The organism is Faecalibacter bovis (assembly GCF_017948305.1).
Lineage (GTDB): Bacteria > Bacteroidota > Bacteroidia > Flavobacteriales > Weeksellaceae > Empedobacter > Empedobacter bovis.
Genome location: NZ_CP072842.1, coordinates 1 through 25,238 on the forward strand (window position 1 = coordinate 1; position 25,238 = coordinate 25,238).

The following is a 25,238-nucleotide window of genomic DNA, read 5'->3' on the forward strand; positions in this document are numbered from 1 at the left end:
ATGACAATAACAGCAAACTCTGTGTGGGAAAACTGTTTAAAATACATCAAAGACAACATTGCCGAAGATGCATTTAACACATGGTTTTTGCCTATACGACCTGCAAAAATAAATGGTAACATTTTAACTATACAAGTTCCTAGTAAATTCTTTTATGAGTGGCTTGAGGAACATTATATCAAAATTTTAAAGAGCGCCTTACAACGTGAGTTAGGTGGAGACGCTAAATTGGTATATAGTATACTTATGGATCAAAAAACGCAAGGACGTGATCCATATACTGTTCGTATCCCAAGTTCAAATAAAGAAAAGCCTCAACCACAAGAAGTTGATGCACCGATTCCGATGGATAAAACGAGATTAATGAATCCGTTTGTTATCCCAGGTTTACAAAAATTAAAGATTGACTCTCAACTAAATCCAAATTATACTTTTGATAATTTTATCGAAGGTGAATCGAATCGTTTAGCTCGTGCAGCAGGTCGTGCGATTGCAAAACGTCCAGGTGGAACATCTTTCAACCCGCTATTTATATATGGTAGTGTTGGATTAGGAAAAACACACTTAGTACATGCTATTGGTTTAGAAGTTAAAGAACTTCATCCAGATAAAACAGTATTGTACGTTTCAACCGAAAAATTTACACAACAGTTTATTGAAGCTGTTAAAAATAATAACCAAAACGATTTCATCCACTTTTATCAAATGATTGATGTATTAATCATGGATGATATTCAATTTTTATCTGGAAAAGCGAAAACACAAGAAGTTTTCTTCCATATTTTTAATCATTTACACCAAAGAGGTAATCAGATTATTTTAACATCTGATAAATCTCCGGCTGATATTCAAGATATGGAACAACGTTTAATTTCTCGTTTCAAATGGGGATTATCAGCAGATTTACAAAATCCTGATTATAATACTCGTTTACATATTTTAAAACAAAAATTAGAGAAAGACGGAATTATTTTCCCAGATGAAGTAATGGATTATATTGCTCAGAATATTGATACCAATGTTCGTGAGTTAGAAGGTTCATTAAATTCAATCATCGCTCAAGCTACTTTAAACAAAAGAGAAATTACTTTAGAATTAACAGCGCGTACGTTATCTAAATTAGTACAAACTGCTCGTAAAGAAATCTCTATCGAATACATTCAAAAAACAGTTTGCGAGTATTTTAAAGTTTCTATTGACGACATTCAATCGAAAACTCGTAAACGTGATGTTGTACAAGCTAGACAATTAGCGATGTATTTCGCAAAACAATATACAAAAGCATCTTTAGCAAGTATCGGATCGCAAATTGGTAAAAGAGATCACGCAACTGTTTTACATGCTTGTAAAACAGTTAAAAACTTACAAGAAACAGATAAAGCATTTAGAGGATATATAGAAGATATCTCTCGTAAAATTGCGGATTAATCTTTGTTCTAAATAGCTCATACAATGAAAATATTAATGGTTTGCTTAGGTAACATTTGCCGTTCACCTTTAGCAGAAGGTATTTTACAAGCAAAAGTTGGAGACAATCATATAGTAGATTCAGCTGGAACTGGAAATTGGCATGTTGGTGAACAACCAGATCGTAGATCTATCGCTGTGGCTAAAAAATATGGTGTGGATATATCGGACCAACGAGCAATGCATTTTAATCCAATTTTCTTTGAAGAGTTTGATTTGATTTTTGCGATGGATAAACAAAATTCTATCGATTTGCAGCAATTAGCTCGAACAGAAGAAGAACGTAATAAAATCAAATTAATTTTGAAAGAAGGTTTGGGCGTAGCGCAAAATGTACCTGATCCTTACTACGAAAAAGATGAGGCTTTTGACCACGTATATCAATTATTAGATAAAGCAACTGATGGCCTTATCGAAAAATACAATTTATAATATCTATAATGACAACTGCTAAAGTTTATCTTATCCCAAGTTTATTGGGAGAGAGTCCATATAACAGAGTTTTACCTGAATTTAACTTAGAAGTTATTCGATCGATCAACACTTTTGTGGTTGAAAACGAAAAATCTGCTCGAAAATTCATCAAACAAGTTTGTCCTGAAAAAGTTCAAGCTGATTTAGATCTATATATTTTAGACAAAGATACAGACGCACAAGAATTATTTGAATTGGTTAAATTATTAGACCAAGGAAAAACAATTGGAATTATCTCTGAAGCTGGTTTACCAGCTGTGGCAGATCCAGGTTCACAATTAGTTAAAGTTGCGCAAGACAAAAAAATTCAAGTGGTTCCTTTAGTAGGACCATCATCTATTTTGATGGCTTTAATGGCTTCTGGAATGAATGGTCAAAACTTTGCTTTTCATGGTTATTTACCAATTGAAAAAAACGAGCGTAAAAAACGTTTAGGACAATTGGAAGCCGAAAGTTCGAAAACTGGAATTGCTCAAATCTTTATGGAAACACCATATAGAAATAATCAGATGATAGATGATTTAACGAAAATCTTACGCGCTGATACTAAAATATGTGTGGCTTGTGATATTACTTTAGAAACAGAAGACATCAGAACACGATCAATCAAAGACTGGAAAAAAGAAGATTATGATTTTCATAAACGTCCAGCTATATACGTCATGCAAGCCTAATTGATAGAATCTTTACTATCAACTAAAACATCAGGTTGACGATCTTTAGAAAAATCAAGAACAGCTTTAATATTTGCAAAAACCTCTCTGAATTTATGTTCATTGAGGTTTTTATATTTTGATCGATCCGCATTATATCCAATACAATCTACCCCCATCATTTTACCTAAAAAAGTTGCTCGAGTTAAATGAAAATTTTGAGTAATGTAAATCACTTTATCAAACTGAAAGATATTTTTTACCCTATAAACTGTACTATAAGTATCTAAACCACCTGCATCGATGTAAGTATTTTCAATCGGAACGCCATTATCCAAAATGTATTGCTCCATCACATCAATTTCATTAAAATTATGATTTAATCGTTCACCAGATAATATAATTATATTAATCTTATCCGAATAGTATAAATCCAAAGCCGTGTCTAACCTATCTTTTAAATAAGTTCCAGGAGTTCCGTCCGGATTTAATTTTGCACCATACACTACTCCTACTCTATATTTAGATGGAATATCAAATTTATCTTGAAAAATAAATCGTGAAGTATAGGCTTGTAAGCAGATAAGAAATACAAGAAGAGACAATGTACCTATTATAAATAGTGCTGTAACTCTTGTAATTATAAATTTTCCTATTCGCATTTAACTGTTTAACTAACTTGTACAAAGATGTATGATATGATTTTAAATCAAAAAAATTAAATGCTAATTTTATACTAAATTTATAGACTTTTAAAATAGAATGAATAAGATAGATTTAAGAACAGTTACTGTAGAGCGTTATTTACAGGCTTTAAGAGAAGGTGGATCGCTTCCTGCATTAGCTGATGCTGATGATGGTTTTAAATATGTTTTAAAATTTAAAGGAGCTGGACACGGACCTCGTATGTTAATTTCTGAATTATTAGGTGGTGAAATTGCTCGTAAATTAGGTTTTAAAGTGCCTGAATTAGTTTTTGCTTCATTGGATGTTGATTTTGGAAGAACTGAAGCTGATGAGGAAATTCAGGATTTGTTAAAATTTAGTGAAGGAACAAATTTAGCTTTACATTTTTTATCCGGAGCAATCAATTACGATCCAGCGGTAATGACAATTGATGACAAATTAGCTTCGCAAATCGTTTGGTTAGATGCTTTTATAACCAATGTAGACCGTACCTATCGCAATACAAATATGTTGATGTGGAATAAAGAATTATGGTTAATTGATCATGGTGCTGCTTATTATTTTCATCATTCTTGGGATAATTGGGAAGCTTCTGCTAAAACAAAATTCCCACAAATTAAAGATCATGTTTTACTAAGAAATGCAACGAAACTTGAAGAAGTTGATGCTGAATTTAAAGCAATTTTAACGTGTGATTTTGTTGATGAATTAGTGGATTTAATTCCTGATGAATGGTTAGAAACAGAAGCTTATCACATGACTGAAGATCAAATGCGTTCGATATACAAAACGTTTATCAAAATAAGATTAGAAAACTCTATTAACTTTATAAATGAAGCCAACGATGCAAGAAAAAATCTTATATGAGTATTCAATCATTCGCTTTGTTCCTAAGGTAGAGCGAGAAGAATTTATAAATGTTGGTGTGATTATTTTTTCGAAGCGTGAAAATTATTTAAAAGTCAAATACTTTATCAATGATCAGCGAATTAATGCCTTTGCTCATGATTTTGATTTGAGTTTTATAGATTCCAATCTAAAAGCATTAAGTCAAATTGCGGAAGGTTCTAATCCTTTTTCTGATGTTTCTAAATTTGAAATTCACGAACGTTTTCGTTGGTTAACTGCCGTTAGAAGTTCTTGTATCCAAACCTCTCGTCCGCATCCAGGAAAAACTTTTAATCTTGATCGTAAACTTGACGAATTATATAAAGAACACGTTGTTTAAAATTTTAACTATTTATATTTCAATTAATTAAATTTTATTTCTTAACTTTATAAAACAGAACAATTAATATTTTATCGCCATGAGTACATTAAGAAACAGAGTTCAGTTAATTGGACACGTAGGACAAGATCCAGAAATAAAAATTTTAGAAAACAACAAGAAATTAGCTCGATTGAGTTTAGCGACAAACGAAAGCTATTCCAATGCTAAAGGTGAAAAAGTAGAACAAACTACTTGGCATAATTTAGTCGTTTGGGGTAATTTGTCTAGTATCGTTGAGCAGCACGTTACAAAAGGGAAGCAAATCGCTGTCGAAGGAAAATTGTCTTATAACGATTTTACAACGAAAGAAGGTATTGTGAAACATGTAGCTGAGATAGTCGTAGAAGAAATTGTATTGTTGTGATCTAAAAGGAAATGGGAACCCAACGGTTCCCATTTCTTATTATTTAAAATAGTTTTATTCTTATCCTAACATTCGGATGGCTGTTTTTAAGCCATCGATAAAGATATCTACTTCTTCTTTGGTATTGTAGATACCAAAAGAAGCGCGAACTGTTCCTGGAATCCCAAAATGGTGCATAATTGGCTGTGCACAATGATGACCTGTACGAACAGCAATTCCTTTTTTGTCTAAGATCATTCCGACATCAGAAGAGTGAACTCCATCTAATTTTAAATTGAAAGAAACTGCTCCTGCGTGTTTTGCATCTTTTGCATATATTTCAACTTCTTCAAATTCAGATAAACGCTCGATTGTATATTCAACTAATTCGTCTTCGTAAGCGTGAATCGCATCAATACCGATTTCATTGATAAAATCCACAGCAGCTCCTAAACCAATAATTCCAGCAACATCAGGCGTACCTGCTTCGAATTTGAATGGTAAACAAGCGTATGTAGAAACTTCCATCGTTACATCTTTAATCATCTCTCCTCCTCCGTGGAAGGGTGGTAATTGATTTAAGATTTCTTCTTTTCCATATAAAATTCCGATTCCAGTTGGTCCGTACATTTTATGTCCAGAAAATGCTAAGAAATCAGCATCTAAAGCTTGAACATCAATTTTTGTATGCGGAACCGATTGCGCTCCATCAATTAAAACCCAAGCACCTTTAGCATGTGCTTTTTCGATAATTGTTTCAATTGGATTAACAACTCCTAACGCATTCGATACTTGATTTACACAAACTAATTTCGTTTTATCCGTCAATAAATCATCTAATTTATCAATGTCTAAAGTTCCTTCAGCTGTTAATGGAATGTATTTTAATTTTGCTCCAGTTCTTTGCGTTACCAATTGCCAAGGCACAATATTCGAGTGATGTTCAATTTCTGTAATGATAATCTCGTCATCAGCCGTTAATAATTGTCCAATTGTATTGGCTACTAAATTGATTGATTCTGTTGTTCCACGTGTGAAAATTACCTCGTGATCGTGTTTCGCATTGATAAATGCTTGAATCTTACGACGAGATTCTTCCATTAAATCCGTTGCTTCTTGACTTAACGTATGAATTCCACGGTGAACATTGGCATTGTATTTTTCGTAATATTCGTTTAAAATATCTAATACAACTTTAGGCTTTTGAGAAGTTGCTCCGTTATCAAAATAAACTAATGGTTTCCCGTTAACTTCACGATTTAAAATAGGGAATTGACTTCTTATATATTGAATATCTAATGACATTTCTGTTACTTTTTGATGGTTCAAAGTTACTCGATTTAGTCTAAATAAAAAAGTAAGTATCCAAGAACTGAATACTTACTTTATATTTTAAATGATAAGTTTACTTGAAACTTAAAACTCTTTTATTAATTCAATTCGAAATCAATATCCACACCTAATTTAGCTGCGATCATGTGATTCACTACATTTTGAATTTCCTCAATTTCTACACGTTGTAAAGCATCCGATGCGAAAGCATATAATAATAAAGCTTTAGCTTCTTTCTTAGGAATACCACGTTGTTGCATGTAGAATAATGAATCTTCTGCTAATTGACCAACTGTACATCCGTGAGAACATTTTACGTCATCTGCAAAAATCTCTAACTGAGGTTTAGTGTTGATCGAAGCTGAATCAGATAATAAAACGTTGTTATTTTGTTGGAACGCATTTAATTTCTGAGCTTCTTTGTGAACGAAAATTTTTCCGTTGAAAACACCTTCAGATTTTCCGTCATAAATTCCTTTGTATAACTCGTGAGATTCACAGTTCGGGAAATTATGCTCAACAAATGTGTGGTGATCCACGTGTTGTTTATTCTCGATCATTGTAATTCCATCCATTACCGAATTACAGTTTTCTCCGTTTTGGAAGAAATTTAAATTGTTACGAACAATTTTACCTCCGAATGAAAAAGTAAATACGTGCGCACGAGAATCGCGTTCTTGGTTGATGTATGTATTATCAATTAAAGAAACATTATCTGTATCGTTTTGGAATTTGTATAAGTATAAATCAGCGTTTTTACCCACGTTTACTTCCGTTAATGCATTCGTTAAGTTTGCAGTTTCGTTTAAAGTAACGTGTTTTTCGATGATTTGAACTTTCGCTTGATCTCCAATTACAACTAAATTTCTTGGTTGTAATAAAGCTTCTTGCGTATTTCCAGTTGCGATGTATAATACTTCAATCGGTTTTTCTACAATTTTGTTTTTAGCAACTTGCACGAAGAAACCTTCTGTTGCATACGCGTTATTTAAAGCGACGAAAGCTTCGTTTTTTAACGCAATTTTACCGTAGAATTGCTCTACAACTTCTTGGTAAGAAGCATCTACTAAAACCTCGCTTAAAGGCTTAATTGTAACTTCTTCTGAAGCGATAGAAGATAATGCTGCATCAAATTTACCGTTTACGAAAACAACTTTGTTCGAATCTAAGTTGTTTACAAATAAACCATTGATTGTTTCAGCATCAACAGTTGCTTCTTCAGCATTTAAAGTATAATCAACTTTAACTAAAGGTGCAACATTTGTATATTTCCATTCTTCGTCTTTACGTTTTGGAAAACCTTCATTATTAAAGATTTCAATCGCTTCCTTACGTAATCCATCAACAGTTGGATTCGTTTGGTTCGCTTCTAAAAACGCATTATGACGAGAAACTAAATTTTCTTTTAAATCAATCATTTTAGATATTGTATTAATGTATTATGTAAGAAGTAAAAAGTACTTTGTACTTAATACATTTTACATTTTACAAAATGTTTAGATTCCTGCCTCTTCTTTAACCCAGTCGTAACCTTTTTCTTCTAATTCTAAAGCTAATTCTTTACCTCCAGATTTGATGATTTTTCCGTCCGCTAAAACGTGAACGAAATCAGGAACGATGTAGTCTAATAAACGTTGGTAGTGCGTAATTACTAAAACTCCGTTGTTTTCGTTTTTGAACGCGTTAACCCCTTCAGCAACGATACGTAAAGCATCAATATCTAAACCAGAATCAGTTTCATCTAAGATTGCTAATTTTGGGTTTAACATTAACATTTGAAAAATTTCGTTACGTTTTTTCTCACCTCCAGAGAAACCTTCGTTTAAAGAACGAGATAAGAAATCTTTTTTGATTCCTAATAACTCAGCTTTCGCACGAATTTCTTTTAACATTTCTGAAGCTCCCATTTCTTCTAAACCTTGCGCTTTACGCGTTTCGTTGATAGAAGTTTTGATGAAGTTTGTTACAGAAACACCTGGAATTTCGATTGGGTATTGGAAAGACATGAAAATTCCTTTTTGAGCTCTCTCTTCTGGAGCTAACTCTAAAATTGATTCATCATCTAATTGAATATCTCCTCCAGTTACTTCGTAATCTTCTCTACCTGTAATAACATTTGATAAAGTTGATTTACCAGCACCGTTAGGTCCCATGATTGCGTGAACCTCACCTGGATTGATTTGTAAATTTAATCCTTTTAAAATTTCGCGCTCTTCGATTCGAGCGTGTAAGTCTTGTATATTTAATAACATTTTTTGCTAATTTGAAAATTAGTAAATGTGATAATTAGTTAATCACTTTGATTTTGATGTACTTATAATCTTGTTCACAATTTTAGAAATATTAATTAATTTATCCATCAATATTTCATTGTTAGGATAGCTTTCAGATAATTGACATAATTCTAACCAATATTTAGTTTCATCAATTTCTTTTGCTGCAATTTTAAATTTGTGAACAAAATCATTTAAACTTTCAGCATTCTGAGCTTCCCTAATATTTGCACCTATAGAAGTCCCTGATTTTAATAATTGGTTTGAAATTACAAACTTTTTACTAGCTTCAAGTTCTTCACAATAAGTTATAATTAAGAGTGAAAATTCTAAAGATAATTTTAAAATGATATTCTCTTTTTCCATCATTAACTCATTATCAAATTTTCACATTCTCACATTAATTATCCTACAGAACCTTCTAATGAGATTTCTAATAATTTCTTAGCCTCAACAGCAAATTCCATTGGTAATTTATCTAAAACCTCGCGGCTGAAACCGTTTACAATTAAAGCAATTGCTTTTTCAGTATCGATACCACGTTGATTACAATAGAATAATTGATCTTCACCAATTTTTGATGTTGTCGCTTCGTGTTCTAATTGAGCAGATTTATTCTCAATTTCGATGTAAGGGAAAGTATGAGCTCCACATTCGTTACCCATTAATAATGAATCACACTGAGAGAAGTTACGAGCACCTTCAGCACCTTTCATTACCTTCACTAAACCACGGTATGAGTTTTGAGATTTACCCGCAGAAATACCTTTCGAAATAATCGTTGATTTCGAATTCTTTCCGATGTGAATCATCTTTGTACCTGTATCCGCTTGTTGGTAGTGATTCGTTACAGCGATTGAGTAAAACTCACCAACTGAATTATCACCTTTTAAGATACAAGATGGATATTTCCAAGTAACAGCAGAACCTGTTTCAACTTGAGTCCAAGCAACTTTTGCATTTTTCTCACAAACTGCACGCTTAGTTACAAAGTTAAATACACCTCCTTTACCGTTTTCATCACCTGGGAACCAGTTTTGTACTGTTGAATATTTAATCTCAGCATCATCCATGATCAATAACTCAACTACAGCAGCGTGTAATTGGTTTTCGTCACGCATTGGTGCTGTACAACCTTCTAAGTAAGAAACGTAAGAACCTTCGTCAGCGATTAATAATGTACGCTCGAATTGTCCTGTACCAGCAGAGTTGATACGGAAATAAGTTGATAATTCCATTGGGCATCGAACACCTTTTGGAATATAACAGAATGATCCATCAGAGAAAACTGCAGAGTTTAAAGCTGCGTAGAAATTATCTGTTGGCGGGACAACTTTACCTATATATTTCTTAACTAATTCTGGATATTCTTTGATTGCTTCTGAAATTGAACAGAAAATAATTCCTTTTTCAGCTAACGTTTCACGAAACGTTGTTTTTACTGAAACTGAATCAAATACAACATCAATAGCAACTCCAGTTAAACGTTTTTGCTCGTCTAAAGAAATACCTAATTTCTCAAAAGTTTTTAATAATTCAGGATCAACCTCGTCTAAACTCGCTAATTCTTTTTTTGGTTTTGGAGCAGCATAGTATTGAATTGCTTGAAAATCTGGTTTTTCGTAAGTTACGTTGGCCCATTCAGGCTCTTCCATTTTTTCCCAAGCACGGAAAGCTTCTAAACGCCATTCCGTCATCCATTCTGGCTCTTCTTTTTTTGCTGAAATAGCACGCACGATGTCTTCATTTAATCCGACTGGGAATTCTTCATATTCCATTTCAGTCGTCCAACCAAACTCATATTGTTTTTGGCTAGCAAGATCTTCACGTAGATCGTCTTCTGTATATTTTGTGTTACTCATTTTCTAATACATTGTATAGGCAAACAAAAATTCGATTGGCTTTTCTTGTAAAGCCGGATTGCCTAAATAATTAAAACTTTTAATGCGATTTTCTTTATCTAAAGAAATATGGAACTTTTCTTTTCCTTGTAAAACAATTGCAAATTTTTGATCACTTATTGATTTTATTTGAGATTGCTCTCCTTTAATCAAATTAATTTTCAAAGTATTTGCATCAACTTCAGGCACATAATCTGTAATGATTAAAGGAATTTTAAACGACGCATCGTTAAAACATACTTTATTAATGTCTTGACCAATTGAGCGTGTTATACGACAATTATGCATTAATCGATCTTCTGTACCTATTTGATTTTCTGTATATACTTTTTTTAAAAGAACATCACCTTCTAACCAAACCATTTCAAATTTTTGATTTGGTTTTTCGATGTACATTTTATCTTCATTGTAATAAAATGTATTAAGTGTTGCATTTTTATCTTGGTAATGAATTACCTCTTTTGCAATCACTCCATCTTTATAATCATATTTTACCTGCAACGCGTTACCAATTTGTTCACTAATCTCGAACATATCGATAGTTCCATCCTGATTATAAAGCGCTTTGTAAACTGGCGTTTTAATATTAGGATTTGCATTACTTGTAATTGTAATGGATTTTACAGCTTTATTATTTACATCTAATGCATTAATAAAGTGTTTGACTCCAAAAATCCCAAAAAACATATTATCAGCATACGCTTTATTTATTTTCTTGGAATCTTCTGTTACATTAAATGTCTTTAAAGATTCAGCATTGATGGTTTTCTGACCGAAAACCATCAAACTTTGTATCATTAAGACTATAAATGCAATTTTTTTCATAAGATTAAACTGCAAAGCTTTCACCACATCCGCAAGTTCTACTTGCATTTGGATTGTTGAAAACGAAACCTTTTCCATTTAAACCTCCTGAATATTCTAAAGTCATACCAACCAAGTATAAGAAAGATTTTTTATCTACTAATATTTTTACTCCGTTGTCTTCGTATAACTTATCTTCTGGTTTTTGTTCTTTATCAAACTTTAAGTCGTAAGATAATCCTGAACATCCACCACTTGTTACACCTACTCTAACGAAAGATTCTTCGATTGAAGATCCTTCTTCTTGCATAAGAGATGCAATTTTATTTTTAGCTTCTTCTGTTACTTTAATCATCTTGATAAATCTTTAAAAGATTATTAATTATTGCAAAATTACGATTTAGAAATAGATTAAATAAGCTTATAATATAAATTATAACAATAGCTTAACTATTTAAATCTATATCTTTAAACCTAATTGTTTTCTTGTTCTTTTTAAAACTCCTTGAGCCACTTCACGAGCTTTAAATGCTCCATTTTCTAAGAAAGCATCTAGTGTTGCTTTATCGTCCATTAACTCATTAAATTTGATACGAGCATCTGCGTATTTCTCTAAAATTAATTCGTATAAAGCTTGTTTTGCGTGTCCATAACCGTAACCACCTTTTAAGTAGTTTTCACGCATTTCTTCAATTTGTTCTGGAGATGCTAACAATTTATAAATTGCGAAAACATTATCTGTATCAGGATTTTTTGGATCTTCTAACGGAGTTGAATCTGTTTCGATAGACATTACCTGTTTACGTAATTGTTTTTCTGGCAAAAAGATATTGATAAAGTTGTTACGAGATTTACTCATTTTATTTCCATCAGTACCAGGAATAATCATTACTTGCTCATCAATTTTAGCTTCTGGGATTACAAAACTTTCACCCATTTGATTATTGAAACGAGAAGCCACGTCGCGTGTAATCTCTAAATGTTGTAATTGATCTTTTCCTACAGGAACTAAATTTGCATCGTATAATAAAATATCAGCTGCCATTAAAATTGGGTAAGTAAATAACCCAGCGTTAACATCTGCTAAATAATCTTGCTTGTCTTTGAAAGAGTGTGCTAAAGTTAATCGTTGGAATGGGAAAAAGTTTAATAAATACCACATTAATTCAGTTGTTTCTGTAACATCTGATTGACGGTAAAAAGCTACTTTTGAAGTATCTAAACCTAAAGCTAACCAAGTAGCAGCAACTTCGTAAGTATTTTGTTTTAAAACTTCCGCATCCTTAATTTGTGTTAAAGAATGTAAATCTGCAATAAAGATAAATGAATCATTTCCCTCTTGTTGAGTCATTTCAATCGCTGGCTGAATTGCACCTAAAATATTTCCTAAGTGCGGAGTTCCAGTCGCTTGAATTCCCGTAAGCACTCTAGCCATTTCTGTTGATTTTTATAAGTTAGCAAAGATAATGTTTCAATGCCAATCAACGAAATTTAAACGAAAGTTTATGGGAATTTTATTTTTAATGATTAAAAATTACTAATCATTAAAAAATGTGGAACGAATTTTACGATAAGGCCAAGTAATTGTATGAATTACACGTTGTTTAAAAGTAGGTTTATAATTAATCTCACCAATAATTAAATCTTCGGAATTACCTAAAGGAATTACAATTTCTTGTGATAATTCTTCTTCTTTGTAAACAATTTCCATCTGATATTCAGGATCCTTAACTTCTAAAATATAAGTTTTTAGATTTTTTGGAACAATCAATGAGAATTCACCATATTCATTAGAAAATGATTCGATTGGGAAATTTTTTAATGTAATTTTAGAATCCATAATCGGAAAACCATTCAAATCATTCACTTTTCCTTTTATTTGAATAGAATCTTGTTGACCGAAAACACTTCCTACAAAAAAAACTAATCCTACAATTGACATCCGAAGCCTTGTTAGATTAGATAATGTTTCATTTTTTTTCACCAACATTCCACACACCTTTTCTTCACGTTGAATTATATTTTGAATATCATTTGCTGAAAGCTGATTTAGATTATAAACATTGTTATTACAAGATGAACAAAATTTAACACGATTAGTACCATTTAAATCATTCCACTTTTTATGACAAGGTTGAGGAATTTGAATCATAAATCTTAACGTTTTGTTAAAAATAACGATTTTTTAAAAATAATTCAAATACTAACCAACCTTTTTAAAATTTATAGCATCTATTCATTGAATCGATTCACAAACCCTTAAAATTTTATTAATATGGAAAACAGAAAATTTTTAGATATACTTTTCGAAAATCGAAATAAATCTTACGGCGCTTATGAATTAAGAATTACAGAAAATCAATCTTTGATGAAAGCTTTATTTGCTGGAATTGGAATAGTTGGTTTAGCTATGGGTGGATTTGTTTATTCAAACAAAATCGATACAATTGATTATTCAACAACACATGATGATGGTGTAGTTATCACTGTGATAGATGTTCTTCCTCCAGTTGATGAAAATAAACTTGTTGAACCTCCAGTTGAAAAACCAACAGAAATAAAACGCGAACAATTAGATACAAAGCAAATTAAAGAGATAATGCCAACTCCTACAAGTGTACCTAAAAAGGAAGAAACTATTGTAGATAGAAAAGAATTAGAAGGTGCAGATTTAGGAGCTGAAAACAGAGAAGGAACAATCGCTTCGACTGGTCAAATAGGTGGTGGAGACGTTAGCGAAGGCGATAAAAACGTAACAGGAAATCAAAACAATAACACAATTCCGGCAGGAGCTGAAAATAAAATTCCAGAAATCGCTAGAAAACCAATTCGAACAAAAGACGCGAAAGTAATGGCTATTTTTCCTGGTTGCGAGAAAGAAACGAGCAAAGGAAACGAAGCATTAACGAAATGTTTAAGCGATAAATTATCAAATGAATTATCGAATAACATGGAAGATTATGCAGCCATCGCGGAAAGAGAAAACAAAGCACAAGCTGTTGCTAAAATGAATTTTATTATCAATAAAAACGGTGAAATTACACAAGTAAAACCTTTAAACGGCAGCGATGTTTCTTTGGGTAAAGAAGCAAAAAAAGCATTAGAAAGAATCAATAAAGATTTACAACGAAAAGGAAAGAAAATAAAGCCTGCAAAATACGACGACAATACAGATGCAGATTTAATTTTCTCAATCCCGGTTCGATTTCAACAAATGTAAAAACAATCTACTAATTAAATTTTCATAAAGTAGAAGTTTCATTCAGAGCTTCTACTTTATAATTTAATACAGTTTTAACTAAAATAATCTCAACATCAGAAAAGTTGACTTCATTTAAAGTTGATTATTTTGTAATTTCGTAGCGAATTATGAATAAAAATATTGCATACGGAATTATTGGTTTCGGTTATTTTTTAATCGGAATATTTACTTGGAAGTACAAATATTTCATCTACCAGTTAGATGATATAAAAGCGACTTTATTTGGTATTCTATTTATCGTTTACGGTTTATTTAGAATGTACCGCGCAATTAAAGCATACAGAAATGGTGAAAAATAAAATATTGGCTTTAGGTGGAATTTTAGCCATCTCATTGTTTACACAATCTTGTAACAAAAAAGAAGAAGTAAAAGTTGAAGAAAGTAAGACTAAAGGAATTGAAAAACCTTTACATACTTATGGTACTTTAAAAATTACTGCTGATCCTAGTTACGAAAATGTTGTAAAAGCTTTGACTTCGATGTATCAAATTGAATATCCTGAAGTGAAATTCGAATACGATTACAAGATTGAAGAATTAGCAATTAAAGATTTATATGAAGGTAAATCTGAATTTGCTATTGTAAGTAAACCTTTAACTAAAGATCAAGAAACTTACTTATTCAATAAAACGAAAATCTTATATAAAGCTTCGCCAATTGGGATGGATGCTACTATTTTCGTTACTTCAAAAGAAAATCCAATAGATTCTATCAGTGTAAAAGATATTAAAGCTAATATCTATAATGAGAATGGTTCAATTAAATTAGTTTTTGATTATCCAAACTCAGCTAACTTTAATACAATTAATGACCGTTTAGGCATTACACCTCCAAAAGGTTTAGCTATTAAAGCGCTTAAGTCTGCAGATAATGTATTAGATTTTGTTCAGAATGATAAAAAAACGATTGGAATTATCGGACTTAATACGTTATCTGACACAGATAATCCGAAAGTAAAAGATTATTTATCAAAAGTTAAAATTCTGAAAGTTGTAACCGATAAAGGTGAAATCTTTGAACCGAGTAACCCTAATTTACGAAATGGAAATTATCCATTTCATCGTTTCATCTATTTCTTAAAAAATGAAAAAGGTTTTGGAATTGCGGCTGGATTATCGCGTTTTGCAGGTTCGCAACAAGGACAATTAATTATCTTGAAAGAAAATTTACAACCTTATTATTTGTATAAAAGGGAAGTTCAAATTAACGCGAATTCGTTAGAACCAAAGAAAGAAATTAAAGCTGATTAAAATATAAAACACCTATTTTTTTAGGTGTTTTTTTATTGCTCAATTCTAATTATTGTCTTTTATATTGTGTTTTTTGATCGTTTCTATGATAGCTTCTTTCATATAATTATTCAAAGAAACCTCATCATACAATTTTATAACTCTTATTAACTTTTGGGTATAAATCACATGAGTTTGTGCTTTTACTTTTAATTTTGAACGATTTGTAAATACAATTATCGATATAAAATCCAATGGCATTAATCCTTTTAAAACATGCTGCAACGCATAAATATGACCTTGATTTTGCTTAATTGGATTATATAATTTGAATTGCTTTTTAAACAAATATTGTGTCCAATTATAACTCGATTCAGAACCGTAAACAGCACCTTTATAATTCTTCGTTTCTATGACAAAAATCCCAAAATCAGAAACTACAATATGATCGATTTGAGATTTTTTTCCGTTGATATTAAATACGACATCGTTTATTATTGTGTATTTATTTTTATCTAATCTATTTAATTTCTTTCGTACAATTTTTTCACCTTCCTCACCTCTAATTTCGGCAGTTGATTTTCCAAAAATTAATAAAAATACAAATGCTAAAATCAGCAATATCCCAATAATCACTACCATATTTACTCAAAAAAAGAGCGCAAAGGTAGGTAATTATAATCATAAAAAAAGGCTCGTTTTAACGAGCCTATATATTTTATATTGTAATTCTAATAGTATCTATCTCCCCAAGGATTTTGTAGATCGAAACCAAGGCTAAATAAGAAACCTTGTTTACGTCCATCCACTTGGAAATCTGATAAACCAATATCATAAGCCATTCCTGCTTTTAACGATCCCACTTTTAGTTTTAACATTGGCGAAACAAATAAAGGTTGATTTCCGTTATTATCCAATCCTTGTTTATAACCAACTCCTACTCCAACTCCTTGACCATTATCTCCGAAACCGAAGTTAGCCAATACGTTTACATCTAAATGACGATCTGAATTTGAGTTTAAGTTGTAAACAACAGACGGTTCTAAACGAATTCCTTCCGTGATATACCAATTATAACCCAAATTAAAGTAGTACCAAGTTGGTAAAGGTTCGATATTATTTAAGAAATATAAATTTTCACCTAATGGAATATCTAAAATAGACATACCCGCAGTAAAATTCATATACTTTACAGACATACCTAAATTTAAAAAGAAGGCATTATATGAATCAGTTTGTAAAGCTGGATCGTTTGGATTTTCTGCAACTACTCTTGAAAAATCAAATCGTTGAGAAACATTTGACGCTCCAACCCCGAAAGAAAATGCACTTTCTTCTGCTTCTTCAGAATACGAACGATCATCTAATGGAATGTGATACGCAGCAGTTAAATTAAACCCTGTAAGTTTAGTTGCACCATTTCTATCATTAAAAAAGTATGCACCAACCGCTAATCGATCCACGACTGTTCCGTGAGCACTTACGGTCTGTGTACTTGGGCTATCTGGTAAATCATCCCATTGATTTCTATGAGTTCCGTTGATAGAAATTACATTAGGATCTTGACCTGCATACGCTGGATTAATTAGCATTTTATCACCGACCAAATAGTGATTATAAAATGGCAAACCTTGTTGAGCATACACGTTCTTAGTAGAACATAGTAGTAAACATAGTATTGCTAGTTTTTTCATATTGTGTTAAATTCTAAACAATAATACTTAATATTTTTAACATTTTTGATTACTTATTCGATTTAATTGTAATATATCCTTGATATTTTAACTTAATCACAGTTTTAGTATCAATATATTCAATGAAATACCAATAAGAATCTGAAGGTAGTTTACGATTATTTATAGTTCCATTCCAATTTAGTGCATTTGCACCTTCAGCTTCATAAACTATTTTACCATAACGATTAAAAACTTGAATTCGTACATCTAAACTCGTATTTCTACCAATTGGTTTCCAAATATCATTAATTCCGTCACCATTTGGCGAGATAAAATTTGGTAAATTTAAATACACAACATCAGGTATAGACACAATTGCACATCCATTTTCTCTTACATAAACAGTATAAGATTCTCCCTTCTGAATTCCTAAAAATTTATTTGATCTTTGCCAATTTATACCGTCAATCGAATATTCTAAAACACCTCCATTTCCTTGAGCAATCACCTCTATTGAATCTAAATTTAAAATAATCTCTTTGATTATTGGTTCAGGAGAAGTTGAAACTTGAAGCGTTTTACGAGTAATACAACCATATTGGTTTTCGACCTCAACAATGTAATTTCCTACAGCTAAAGAAAATTGATTTCTAACTCCGAAAATTTCATTTCCATTTTGATCAAAAACGCGAGCAATGGTATAAGTTGATAAATCTAACAAATAATTCTGACCAGTACATGTAAATACATTTTGATCTAATTCTAAATCTAACATTGGGAATGGTTGATAGTTAAAAACAAGATCTTTAGTTCCACATTGATTAGGATCTAAAAATTTGATTGTAACAACACCATTATTCGCAGTCATCGTTTGTACATACTGATTGATTGCTTGTTCAGTTTGTAAATTTGGATAAGTTGCTAAAACTTGATTGATGTAATTACTTAAATAATTCGCTAAATCAGTCGTGTTAATTTCGCCACAAAATCTGTAAGGATTATTCGTAATATCTTGCTGAATAGAAGTAAAATCAATATTCAATTCACTTCCTTTATTGATGATAATCTCTTTGGTAGTTACACAGTTTGAATCCTGATAAAAATCCACTGTGAAAATAACTTGATCAGCCGTTCCAAAAGTTATTGGGTACACTTGATTTAAAACGATGTTTGTTTGATAATTAGCAACTTCAGCTTCAAATAAATCAATTAAAGTTTCGCGAGTAAACACAATTGTATCATCACAGTTTGCTGTTAATTCTCGTGATGAATCATTAATTACTAACTTATTTACACGTTTTAATTCTATAAAATATTCATTAGAACAATCTTCACTATTTAATTTTACAATAACCTTTATTCTTCTATCTGTTTGTAAATTATTTACTAAAGTAATTTCAGTATTTGATTCATCAAAAAATCTAAAATCATATCTTGATACATCAACAGGATTTAAAATATTCTGAATTGCTAATTGCTTTAAATCTTGATTAGAATAATTGATAACCAAATTAGCATCTACACAAAATTCTTGTTTAACAATTGATTCAGAATTTAACGTAATTGAACTTTCGTTTATAGAAAAAGTAAATTGTCTTGTTGTTGGACAACCTTCTTCAACTCGCACTTCAATAACTCCGTTACGATTTGTACGAATTATATTTAAAATTTCATTGGATTGAATTAAACTCCCTTGAAAATAAAACGTAAGATTCGCCGTCGTTCCATTTCTTATTTCAGTTAATTTCTGATCAATTAATTCTTGTTTTAAATCAACTAAACAAGCCGTTAAATTTGCATCTACAATTGGTAATGTAGAAGTTTTATTAATCGTAATTGTTCCTGTAGTTCCAATACATCCTGTTGCATAATGCACAGGTATATAATTTAATATTAGTTGATTTCCATTTAAAGAAACAATATCACCATCAAATACTTCTGTACCATTTGGTAAATAAAATTTAATATCATAATCCTCGTCATTAATAACTTGTGTTAAAAGTCTTAAATTAAGTTTATCAATCGTAAAAGTTGGATTACACGTTTCTATAATTGGATTACGATCAGTAATATATTTGATATTACGAACTGAAAAATCGAAATTCGAAGAAGCTTCACAACCGTTATTTCCAACATATTTTACTTTTCCATAAATGCGTTGAAAATGATCAGGTAAAGAAATTACATCTCCATCAGCATATCTCCTTCCATTTAGTTCAATATATTCAATAATAAAATCATTTACATCACCATAATTTGTAACATTATCACGAATAATTTGATCATAATTAACAATAAATTGTGGTCCACATACTTCGTAACTTGCATTATTAAAAAAGAATGAATAGTTAGGTTTGAAAGAAATCGGAATCGTATAGATATAAATTAATTTTCCCGAATCATCTTTTACTTGTGCGTAAATGGTTTGTTCTGATGTAACTGTACTTCCGACAGGTAGAATATTCTGAAAATTTTGATCTTGGTATAATGTAATATTTGATGAACCCGAATTAGCTTGTACTGCAGAAAATAGCTCATTATAAGTATATCCTTCTATTTCACATTTATTGTTAAATGTATTTATAGTACGTTCTTCAGCTACATTTATTTTAATATCAAACGCATCAACTGTATTATTTCCGTAAACAGCAATTACAATTGTTTCACCTCTTAATAATTGTTCAGTTCCTTGGAAACCTTTTGCATAACCATTTCTACCTGAAGTTGTATAACCTTCACAAATCTGAAGATCATCTTCCTTCAAACCTTTAATTAAAGCTTCACCTTCAACTGAACGAGCAGGTAAAATTGTTGAATTATTATTAAAAATATCTTGTGGTCTACTTCCAACGGGCAATTTCCAAATTAAAAATCTAAAATCTGGTTTATTTGCAATTAAGTCAAATGCAAAAGTCATATCAAAATTTGCTTGAAAAGAATAATACTTGTAATAACGCGTAAAATTCATTCCACAGTTTATCGTGTTCGCACGAAACGCAACTGTATGTTCTTCAACTAATTGATTTGAAAATGTAAATCCGCCTGTTAATGGTGTAATAGTAGGCTGATTCTGTGCGTGGGCAGTAATAAATAAGAGTAGAGCAATTAAAAAATTGTGAATTTTTTTCATTTGTTAGGTTTAATAGGTGTAAAGGTTAAAAATATTTATGATAATTTATGTTAAAGAAATGTTTTACCTCAGACTTTAATAATCATATAGAAAAAATTATCTTTGCAATCTGAAAATTGAAGAGAATGTCTTTAGAACAAGAAATAAATAAACGTAAAACATTTGGTATCATTGCCCATCCTGATGCCGGGAAAACAACTTTAACAGAAAAATTATTATTATTTGGTGGGGCTATTCAAGAAGCTGGAGCCGTAAAAAGTAATAAAATTAAGAAAGGTGCAACTTCCGATTTCATGGAAATTGAGCGTCAACGTGGTATCTCTGTTGCTACTTCTGTTTTAGCATTCGAATATAAAGGTAAAAAGATTAATATTTTAGATACTCCTGGACACAAGGATTTCGCAGAAGATACTTATCGTACTTTAACTGCTGTAGATTCTGCAATTGTAGTAATCGACGTGGCAAAAGGGGTTGAGGAACAAACAATCAAATTAGTTGAAGTTTGTCGTATGCGTAATATTCCTATGTTGGTTTTCATTAATAAAATGGACCGTGAAGGAAAAGACGCTTTCGATTTAATGGACGAAGTAGAAACGAAATTAGGTTTATCTGTTACTCCATTATCTTGGCCTATTGGTATTGGTGCTACTTTCAAAGGGATTTACAATATCTGGGAGAAAAACATCAATATTTTCACAGGAGATAATAAACAAAAAATTTCTGAGACAACACAAATCGAAGATTTAACAAGTCCTGATTTAGATAAATTAATCGGTGAAAATTACGCTGAAAATTTACGTAACGAATTAGATTTAGTTAATGGAGTTTATCCAGAATTTGATCAGCAAGAATATATGAAAGGTAATTTACAACCTGTATTCTTTGGTTCTGCTTTAAATAACTTCGGAGTTCGCGAATTATTAAACGCTTTCGTTGATATTGCTCCTACTCCACAATCTAAAGAAACTGACGTTAGAATTGTTGAACCGTACGAAAATAAATTTTCTGGTTTCGTGTTCAAAATTCACGCGAATATGGATCCAAAACACCGTGACCGTTTAGCATTCGTGAAAATTGTTTCTGGTAAATTTGAACGTAATACAAATTACTTACACGTTCGCCAAGGGAAATCAATGAAATTTGCTTCACCTAATGCATTCTTTGCAGATAAAAAAGAAGTTGTTGACGAATCTTATGCTGGTGACATCGTAGGTTTACATGATACAGGAAACTTCCGTATTGGTGATACATTAACTTCAGGCGAGAAATTTAATTTCAAAGGAATTCCTGCTTTCTCTCCAGAACATTTCCGTTACATCAATAACGCTGATCCAATGAAAGCTAAACAGCTGGAAAAAGGTATCGATCAATTAATGGACGAAGGTGTAGCGCAGTTATTTACATTAGAAATGAATAATCGTAAAGTTATTGGTACTGTTGGTGCATTACAATACGAGGTTATTCAATACCGTTTAGAACACGAATATGGTGCAAAAGCAACATACGAACCGTTCTCTGTTCACAAAGCTTGTTGGATAGAAGTTGAAGACGAAAACACAGAAGAGTTTAGAGAATTTAAACGTGTAAAACAACGTTATTTAGCTCGTGATAAATACAACCAATTGGTTTTCTTAGCAGATTCTGCATTCACAATTCAAATGACACAAGAAAAATTCCCTTCAGTGAAATTACACTTTGTAAGTGAATTTTAATAAATTTATATAACGAACCCTATTTTTGGGTTCGTTTTTGCTATCAGTCAATTTTATTTACAAATACAATGAAAAAAATATATTTACCAATCTTACTTTCCGGATTATTTTTATTTTCTGGATGTGCAGAATTACAAACTGCTTCTCAAGTAGCAGGAATTTTAAATCAAGTTGGAGGATTAAACGGAATTACCAACGCTCAAATTTCATCTGGATTAAAAGAAGCTTTAAACTTAGGTTTATCTGAAGGAATCTTAAAATTAGGACAAAAAGGAGGTTTTTCTAATAATGCATTAGCTAAAATTTTATTACCTGAAGAATTACAAGGAGTTGAAAAAACTTTACGTAGTGTTGGTTTAGGAAGTTTAGCTGATAAAGGTTTAAAATTATTAAACGATGCAGCTGAAGATGCAGTTGTAGAAGCTGCTCCGATTTTTAAATCAGCGATTACAGGAATGTCTTTTCAAGACGCAACTGGAATTTTAATGGGAGGTGATAACGCAGCAACAAATTATTTACAACAAAAAACATCTGCTCAGTTAACGGCTGCTTTCCAACCGAAAGTTGCAAATTCTCTTGGAAAAGTTGGAGCTGATAAAGTTTGGAGCCAAATTATTACAAAATACAATGCAATTGCAGGTAAAAACATCAACCCAGATTTAAATGGTTATGTGACTGAACAAGCTGTAAAAGGAGTATTTAATATGGTTGCAGAAAAAGAAGCTGGAATCAGAAATAATTCTGCGCAACGTTCTACAGATTTGTTAAAACAAGTATTCGCTTTACAGGATAAAAAATAAATTTCACAAAAAAAGGAATCAATTAGATTCCTTTTTTTTATTCTGGTAATTTAAATTTTAATATAAAATTTGTCCCTTTATTTTCTTCACTTTCAAATTCAATAGAACCATCTAATCTTTCCATCATTCGTTGTACGATTGATAATCCTACACCATTTCCTCGAAAACCATCTGTATTAGACATGCGTGAAAATAGCTTAAACATTTTATCTTTATCAGCTTCTTTTATCCCAATTCCGTTGTCTTTGATCGAATAAATAACAAAATTCTGATCGCAAAAAGAAGAAATTTCTACTTTTGGATTTTCAGCTTTTGCTGAATATTTGATGGCATTGTTAATCACATTCAAAAATATTTCATAAGCCATCGTTTTATCTGCAAAAATCGGATTCAATTCATTAACAACAACCTCAGTATTTGGTAAATTATTATAAATTTTAGATTCGTAAATTATCCTATTTATCAATTCTTCGCAATGAACTTCCTGAACTAAAATTTCAGACTTTTTAGCCTTACTCAAATTCAGAATTTCTTGCATCATAAAAGTCAAATTATCAATTTCTGAAATTACATTTTTAATTTTATCCTGATTTAAACCTTCTTTCATTAAATTCTTTTGCAACAATTGGCAATTCAATTTCATGACAGAAAGCGGCGTTCTTAAATCATGTGAAACGGTATAAGTGAAAGAATCTAATTCTGAATTTACTTCTTTCAGCTGACTATATAATTCTGCAATTTTTAAAGATTTTATATGCGAAGTTTCAAGAATTAAAGTAATAATCTCTCTAATTGATTGTATGTCCTTTTCTTTCCATATTTTAGACTCTTTATTCGTGATTTTTTCCCAAATAGAAAAATTAGTTCTTGGAGCTAAAGTTTCCAGATTATCTCTAACTTTTAAATAAGTAGTATTTTTTTCAGGAATTCCAGCCCATTTTGTTATACTTTTAAACTCTTTTTTTGTCCAGATTAAAAAACTTGAATCACTTTTCGTAAGAAATTTAAAAGCGACACCCGCAGCATTTGAACTCAAATTTAATTCATCTCCATAATCTTTATAAAATGAATTTGAAACGTATAAATCCATAATTTCATTATCTGAAGCCCATTTTTTAATAGACAATATTTCTTGATCCGAAGGACAAAAACCAAATTTAAAAATTTTACCATCTTTATATAAAGCAACGCCATCAGCTTTAGAAAACTTAAGCATTCCATCAAAGTTGGATATGATTTTATTGTAGTCATCCTCTATCAGCAAACTCTCTTTTAAATTAACTAAAAGTGAATTAAAACGTTCTTTAAATGCTATTTTCTCTTCGTATTTAAAGTTTACGTATGAAACACGAGATAGTTTAGTTAAAGAAACACATTGCAAGCGAAGATTTATTGGAATATGTTTTGGTTTTTCGTTTTGACAAGCGACTAAACCCCACAATTTTCCATTAACAACAATAGAAACAGAGAAACTTGCGGCTGCTTTAAAATTTTGTAAATACTTTAAATGGACTTTTGATAAAGCTCTAAATTCTGAATATGTTAAATCAATCGGTTCAGTTTTTTTTGAAACAAGACTCACACGATCAGCATCAATATCAGAAACCAATCTATTTCTTTTTTTGATATAAAGATCACGTGCTTGTTTTGGAATATCAAATTCAGGGAAATGTAAACCTAAATAACTATCAAATCCTTCATCAACATTTTCTGTAATACAAATACCGTTATTATCTTCTAAGAATTTATAGATTAAAACACGATTGTAACCTGTAATTTTTTTGATTGAATCTACTAACGCTTGCCAATTTTCTTGCTTAGTGACTGAAAATAAAATTGACTCCGCATATTTATCATAAGTTGGATAATTATTCGGATTCAAATCTTTTTCCATTTCAATATAAAAATGGTTTTGAAAATGATAAACTACAACAAAATAACTTTTCCCATTAAAAGTATAAGTCTCCTTTATATACTCACCTTCTTTTTTATTAAGAATTGTATGAAAATCGTAATTGAACTGAAAATAAGTTTTTAAATCAGAACCAATAATTTGGTTAATCTTATATTGATTATCTAAAATTTCAGTTATATTTTCAGAAACGAAATTAATCTCAAATGAATTAACATCAACACCAATAACGTAGCCTTGGCTATTTATTTCGTTTAATATATGAATTTGTTCTTCATGGCATTGTTGGAATAATTTCATTTTCTTTCATGT

25 protein-coding genes are annotated in these 25,238 nt (G+C 31.0%); 11 read left to right on the plus strand and 14 right to left on the minus strand.

The annotated features are described in order from the left end of the window. The 3 genes from dnaA to J9309_RS00015 are packed head-to-tail and all read left to right on the plus strand — an operon-like array spanning position 1 to position 2,615. Complete coding sequence (gene dnaA / locus J9309_RS00005) at positions 1 to 1,428, plus strand: chromosomal replication initiator protein DnaA (RefSeq protein WP_230476422.1); 1,428 nt, start codon at positions 1 to 3, stop codon at positions 1,426 to 1,428. Positions 1,429 to 1,452: 24 nt separating this feature from the next. Next, on the plus strand, positions 1,453 to 1,899 hold the full coding sequence (locus J9309_RS00010; protein ID WP_230476423.1) for a low molecular weight protein-tyrosine-phosphatase: 447 nt from the start codon (positions 1,453 to 1,455) through the stop codon (positions 1,897 to 1,899). Positions 1,900 to 1,907: 8 nt separating this feature from the next. After that, on the plus strand, positions 1,908 to 2,615 hold the full coding sequence (locus tag J9309_RS00015; RefSeq protein WP_230476424.1) for an SAM-dependent methyltransferase: 708 nt from the start codon (positions 1,908 to 1,910) through the stop codon (positions 2,613 to 2,615). Here the strand turns inward: J9309_RS00015 and J9309_RS00020 are convergent. Beyond that, complete coding sequence (locus J9309_RS00020; RefSeq protein ID WP_230476425.1) at positions 2,612 to 3,256, minus strand: SanA/YdcF family protein; 645 nt, start codon at positions 3,254 to 3,256, stop codon at positions 2,612 to 2,614. The two genes, J9309_RS00015 and J9309_RS00020, sit on opposite strands and share 4 nt — an antisense overlap. 100 nt (positions 3,257 to 3,356) lie before the next feature. Between J9309_RS00020 and J9309_RS00025 the strand changes: the two genes are divergently transcribed. The 3 genes from J9309_RS00025 to J9309_RS00035 all read left to right on the plus strand — a co-directional run bounded on the left by J9309_RS00025 (position 3,357) and on the right by J9309_RS00035 (position 4,915). Beyond that, complete coding sequence (locus J9309_RS00025) at positions 3,357 to 4,148, plus strand: HipA family kinase (protein ID WP_230476426.1); 792 nt, start codon at positions 3,357 to 3,359, stop codon at positions 4,146 to 4,148. Then, the gene (locus J9309_RS00030; RefSeq protein ID WP_230476427.1) at positions 4,126 to 4,509 is read left to right on the plus strand and encodes a DUF3037 domain-containing protein; all 384 of its coding nucleotides are present in this window, start codon (positions 4,126 to 4,128) and stop codon (positions 4,507 to 4,509) included. The genes J9309_RS00025 and J9309_RS00030 overlap by 23 nt, the downstream gene beginning before the upstream one ends. A 79-nt stretch (positions 4,510 to 4,588) precedes the next feature. Beyond that, positions 4,589 to 4,915, plus strand: coding sequence for a single-stranded DNA-binding protein (locus J9309_RS00035; protein WP_230476428.1), 327 nt, complete (start codon positions 4,589 to 4,591; stop codon positions 4,913 to 4,915). 60 nt (positions 4,916 to 4,975) lie between these two features. Here the strand turns inward: J9309_RS00035 and J9309_RS00040 are convergent, their stop codons facing one another. From J9309_RS00040 to J9309_RS00080, 9 genes are all read right to left on the minus strand, one after another. Continuing rightward, a complete protein-coding gene (locus J9309_RS00040) occupies positions 4,976 to 6,199 on the minus strand; it encodes an aminotransferase class V-fold PLP-dependent enzyme (RefSeq protein WP_230476429.1) in 1,224 nt (407 codons plus the stop codon). 125 nt (positions 6,200 to 6,324) lie between these two features. Next, complete coding sequence (gene sufD, locus J9309_RS00045) at positions 6,325 to 7,644, minus strand: Fe-S cluster assembly protein SufD (RefSeq protein ID WP_230476430.1); 1,320 nt, start codon at positions 7,642 to 7,644, stop codon at positions 6,325 to 6,327. Between the two features lie 78 nt (positions 7,645 to 7,722). After that, positions 7,723 to 8,478 (minus strand): Fe-S cluster assembly ATPase SufC, encoded by a 756-nt coding sequence (gene sufC, locus J9309_RS00050; RefSeq protein WP_230476431.1) that lies wholly within the window; start codon positions 8,476 to 8,478, stop codon positions 7,723 to 7,725. 42 nt (positions 8,479 to 8,520) lie between these two features. After that, a complete protein-coding gene (locus J9309_RS00055; protein WP_230477882.1) occupies positions 8,521 to 8,865 on the minus strand; it encodes a four helix bundle protein in 345 nt (114 codons plus the stop codon). Between the two features lie 38 nt (positions 8,866 to 8,903). Beyond that, the gene (gene sufB / locus J9309_RS00060) at positions 8,904 to 10,361 is read right to left on the minus strand and encodes a Fe-S cluster assembly protein SufB (protein ID WP_230476432.1); all 1,458 of its coding nucleotides are present in this window, start codon (positions 10,359 to 10,361) and stop codon (positions 8,904 to 8,906) included. A 3-nt stretch (positions 10,362 to 10,364) separates the two neighbouring features. Beyond that, on the minus strand, positions 10,365 to 11,273 hold the full coding sequence (locus tag J9309_RS00065) for a hypothetical protein (protein ID WP_230476433.1): 909 nt from the start codon (positions 11,271 to 11,273) through the stop codon (positions 10,365 to 10,367). Further along, positions 11,230 to 11,559, minus strand: a complete 330-nt coding sequence (locus J9309_RS00070; protein ID WP_230476434.1) for a HesB/IscA family protein — start codon at positions 11,557 to 11,559, stop codon at positions 11,230 to 11,232. Before J9309_RS00070 ends, J9309_RS00065 begins: the two co-directional genes overlap by 44 nt. Before the next feature lie 105 nt (positions 11,560 to 11,664). Next, positions 11,665 to 12,639 (minus strand): tryptophan--tRNA ligase, encoded by a 975-nt coding sequence (gene trpS, locus J9309_RS00075; protein ID WP_230476435.1) that lies wholly within the window; start codon positions 12,637 to 12,639, stop codon positions 11,665 to 11,667. A gap of 102 nt (positions 12,640 to 12,741) precedes the next feature. Next, on the minus strand, positions 12,742 to 13,356 hold the full coding sequence (locus tag J9309_RS00080; RefSeq protein ID WP_230476436.1) for a hypothetical protein: 615 nt from the start codon (positions 13,354 to 13,356) through the stop codon (positions 12,742 to 12,744). A gap of 123 nt (positions 13,357 to 13,479) precedes the next feature. On the opposite strand from J9309_RS00080, the gene J9309_RS00085 reads away from it, so the two are divergent. From J9309_RS00085 to J9309_RS00095, 3 genes are all read left to right on the plus strand, one after another. After that, positions 13,480 to 14,424 carry an energy transducer TonB gene (locus tag J9309_RS00085; protein ID WP_230476437.1) on the plus strand — a complete coding sequence of 315 codons (945 nt, stop codon included), beginning with the start codon at positions 13,480 to 13,482 and terminating at the stop codon, positions 14,422 to 14,424. A 149-nt stretch (positions 14,425 to 14,573) separates the two neighbouring features. Then, positions 14,574 to 14,765 (plus strand): C4-dicarboxylate ABC transporter, encoded by a 192-nt coding sequence (locus J9309_RS00090; protein WP_230476438.1) that lies wholly within the window; start codon positions 14,574 to 14,576, stop codon positions 14,763 to 14,765. Continuing rightward, entirely contained in the window at positions 14,752 to 15,717 is a 966-nt protein-coding gene (locus J9309_RS00095) for a PstS family phosphate ABC transporter substrate-binding protein (RefSeq protein ID WP_230476439.1), read from the plus strand. The genes J9309_RS00090 and J9309_RS00095 overlap by 14 nt, the downstream gene beginning before the upstream one ends. Positions 15,718 to 15,762: 45 nt before the next feature. On the opposite strand, the gene J9309_RS00100 is transcribed toward J9309_RS00095, so the two are convergent. The 3 genes from J9309_RS00100 to J9309_RS00110 form a co-directional block, all read right to left on the minus strand. Continuing rightward, positions 15,763 to 16,338: a nuclease-related domain-containing protein gene (locus tag J9309_RS00100; RefSeq protein WP_230476440.1), complete on the minus strand. Its 576-nt coding sequence runs from the start codon at positions 16,336 to 16,338 to the stop codon at positions 15,763 to 15,765. Between the two features lie 89 nt (positions 16,339 to 16,427). Next, the gene (locus J9309_RS00105) at positions 16,428 to 17,390 is read right to left on the minus strand and encodes a PorP/SprF family type IX secretion system membrane protein (RefSeq protein ID WP_230476441.1); all 963 of its coding nucleotides are present in this window, start codon (positions 17,388 to 17,390) and stop codon (positions 16,428 to 16,430) included. A gap of 49 nt (positions 17,391 to 17,439) precedes the next feature. After that, on the minus strand, positions 17,440 to 20,502 hold the full coding sequence (locus tag J9309_RS00110; RefSeq protein ID WP_230476442.1) for a T9SS type B sorting domain-containing protein: 3,063 nt from the start codon (positions 20,500 to 20,502) through the stop codon (positions 17,440 to 17,442). 125 nt (positions 20,503 to 20,627) lie between these two features. Here J9309_RS00110 and J9309_RS00115 point away from each other — a divergent pair, with 125 nt between their 5' ends. Then, positions 20,628 to 22,214 (plus strand): peptide chain release factor 3, encoded by a 1,587-nt coding sequence (locus tag J9309_RS00115; protein ID WP_230476443.1) that lies wholly within the window; start codon positions 20,628 to 20,630, stop codon positions 22,212 to 22,214. Between the two features lie 68 nt (positions 22,215 to 22,282). Next, the gene (locus tag J9309_RS00120; protein ID WP_230476444.1) at positions 22,283 to 23,014 is read left to right on the plus strand and encodes a DUF4197 domain-containing protein; all 732 of its coding nucleotides are present in this window, start codon (positions 22,283 to 22,285) and stop codon (positions 23,012 to 23,014) included. Between the two features lie 37 nt (positions 23,015 to 23,051). Here the strand turns inward: J9309_RS00120 and J9309_RS00125 are convergent, their stop codons facing one another. Continuing rightward, positions 23,052 to 25,226 carry an ATP-binding protein gene (locus tag J9309_RS00125; protein WP_230476445.1) on the minus strand — a complete coding sequence of 725 codons (2,175 nt, stop codon included), beginning with the start codon at positions 25,224 to 25,226 and terminating at the stop codon, positions 23,052 to 23,054. Positions 25,227 to 25,238 lie beyond the last annotated feature (12 nt).

Bases quoted from the DNA above. Each gene is read 5' to 3' on its own strand.
- dnaA (WP_230476422.1), top strand. From the start codon at position 1: ATGACAATAACAGCAAACTCTGTGTGGGAAAACTGTTTAAAATACATC.
- J9309_RS00010 (WP_230476423.1), top strand. From the start codon at position 1,453: ATGAAAATATTAATGGTTTGCTTAGGTAACATTTGCCGTTCACCTTTA.
- J9309_RS00015 (WP_230476424.1), top strand. From the start codon at position 1,908: ATGACAACTGCTAAAGTTTATCTTATCCCAAGTTTATTGGGAGAGAGT.
- J9309_RS00020 (WP_230476425.1), bottom strand. From the start codon at position 3,256: ATGCGAATAGGAAAATTTATAATTACAAGAGTTACAGCACTATTTATA.
- J9309_RS00025 (WP_230476426.1), top strand. From the start codon at position 3,357: ATGAATAAGATAGATTTAAGAACAGTTACTGTAGAGCGTTATTTACAG.
- J9309_RS00030 (WP_230476427.1), top strand. From the start codon at position 4,126: ATGCAAGAAAAAATCTTATATGAGTATTCAATCATTCGCTTTGTTCCT.
- J9309_RS00035 (WP_230476428.1), top strand. From the start codon at position 4,589: ATGAGTACATTAAGAAACAGAGTTCAGTTAATTGGACACGTAGGACAA.
- J9309_RS00040 (WP_230476429.1), bottom strand. From the start codon at position 6,199: ATGTCATTAGATATTCAATATATAAGAAGTCAATTCCCTATTTTAAAT.
- sufD (WP_230476430.1), bottom strand. From the start codon at position 7,644: ATGATTGATTTAAAAGAAAATTTAGTTTCTCGTCATAATGCGTTTTTA.
- sufC (WP_230476431.1), bottom strand. From the start codon at position 8,478: ATGTTATTAAATATACAAGACTTACACGCTCGAATCGAAGAGCGCGAA.
- J9309_RS00055 (WP_230477882.1), bottom strand. From the start codon at position 8,865: ATGGAAAAAGAGAATATCATTTTAAAATTATCTTTAGAATTTTCACTC.
- sufB (WP_230476432.1), bottom strand. From the start codon at position 10,361: ATGAGTAACACAAAATATACAGAAGACGATCTACGTGAAGATCTTGCT.
- J9309_RS00065 (WP_230476433.1), bottom strand. From the start codon at position 11,273: ATGCAAGTAGAACTTGCGGATGTGGTGAAAGCTTTGCAGTTTAATCTT.
- J9309_RS00070 (WP_230476434.1), bottom strand. From the start codon at position 11,559: ATGATTAAAGTAACAGAAGAAGCTAAAAATAAAATTGCATCTCTTATG.
- trpS (WP_230476435.1), bottom strand. From the start codon at position 12,639: ATGGCTAGAGTGCTTACGGGAATTCAAGCGACTGGAACTCCGCACTTA.
- J9309_RS00080 (WP_230476436.1), bottom strand. From the start codon at position 13,356: ATGATTCAAATTCCTCAACCTTGTCATAAAAAGTGGAATGATTTAAAT.
- J9309_RS00085 (WP_230476437.1), top strand. From the start codon at position 13,480: ATGGAAAACAGAAAATTTTTAGATATACTTTTCGAAAATCGAAATAAA.
- J9309_RS00090 (WP_230476438.1), top strand. From the start codon at position 14,574: ATGAATAAAAATATTGCATACGGAATTATTGGTTTCGGTTATTTTTTA.
- J9309_RS00095 (WP_230476439.1), top strand. From the start codon at position 14,752: ATGGTGAAAAATAAAATATTGGCTTTAGGTGGAATTTTAGCCATCTCA.
- J9309_RS00100 (WP_230476440.1), bottom strand. From the start codon at position 16,338: ATGGTAGTGATTATTGGGATATTGCTGATTTTAGCATTTGTATTTTTA.
- J9309_RS00105 (WP_230476441.1), bottom strand. From the start codon at position 17,390: ATGAAAAAACTAGCAATACTATGTTTACTACTATGTTCTACTAAGAAC.
- J9309_RS00110 (WP_230476442.1), bottom strand. From the start codon at position 20,502: ATGAAAAAAATTCACAATTTTTTAATTGCTCTACTCTTATTTATTACT.
- J9309_RS00115 (WP_230476443.1), top strand. From the start codon at position 20,628: ATGTCTTTAGAACAAGAAATAAATAAACGTAAAACATTTGGTATCATT.
- J9309_RS00120 (WP_230476444.1), top strand. From the start codon at position 22,283: ATGAAAAAAATATATTTACCAATCTTACTTTCCGGATTATTTTTATTT.
- J9309_RS00125 (WP_230476445.1), bottom strand. From the start codon at position 25,226: ATGAAATTATTCCAACAATGCCATGAAGAACAAATTCATATATTAAAC.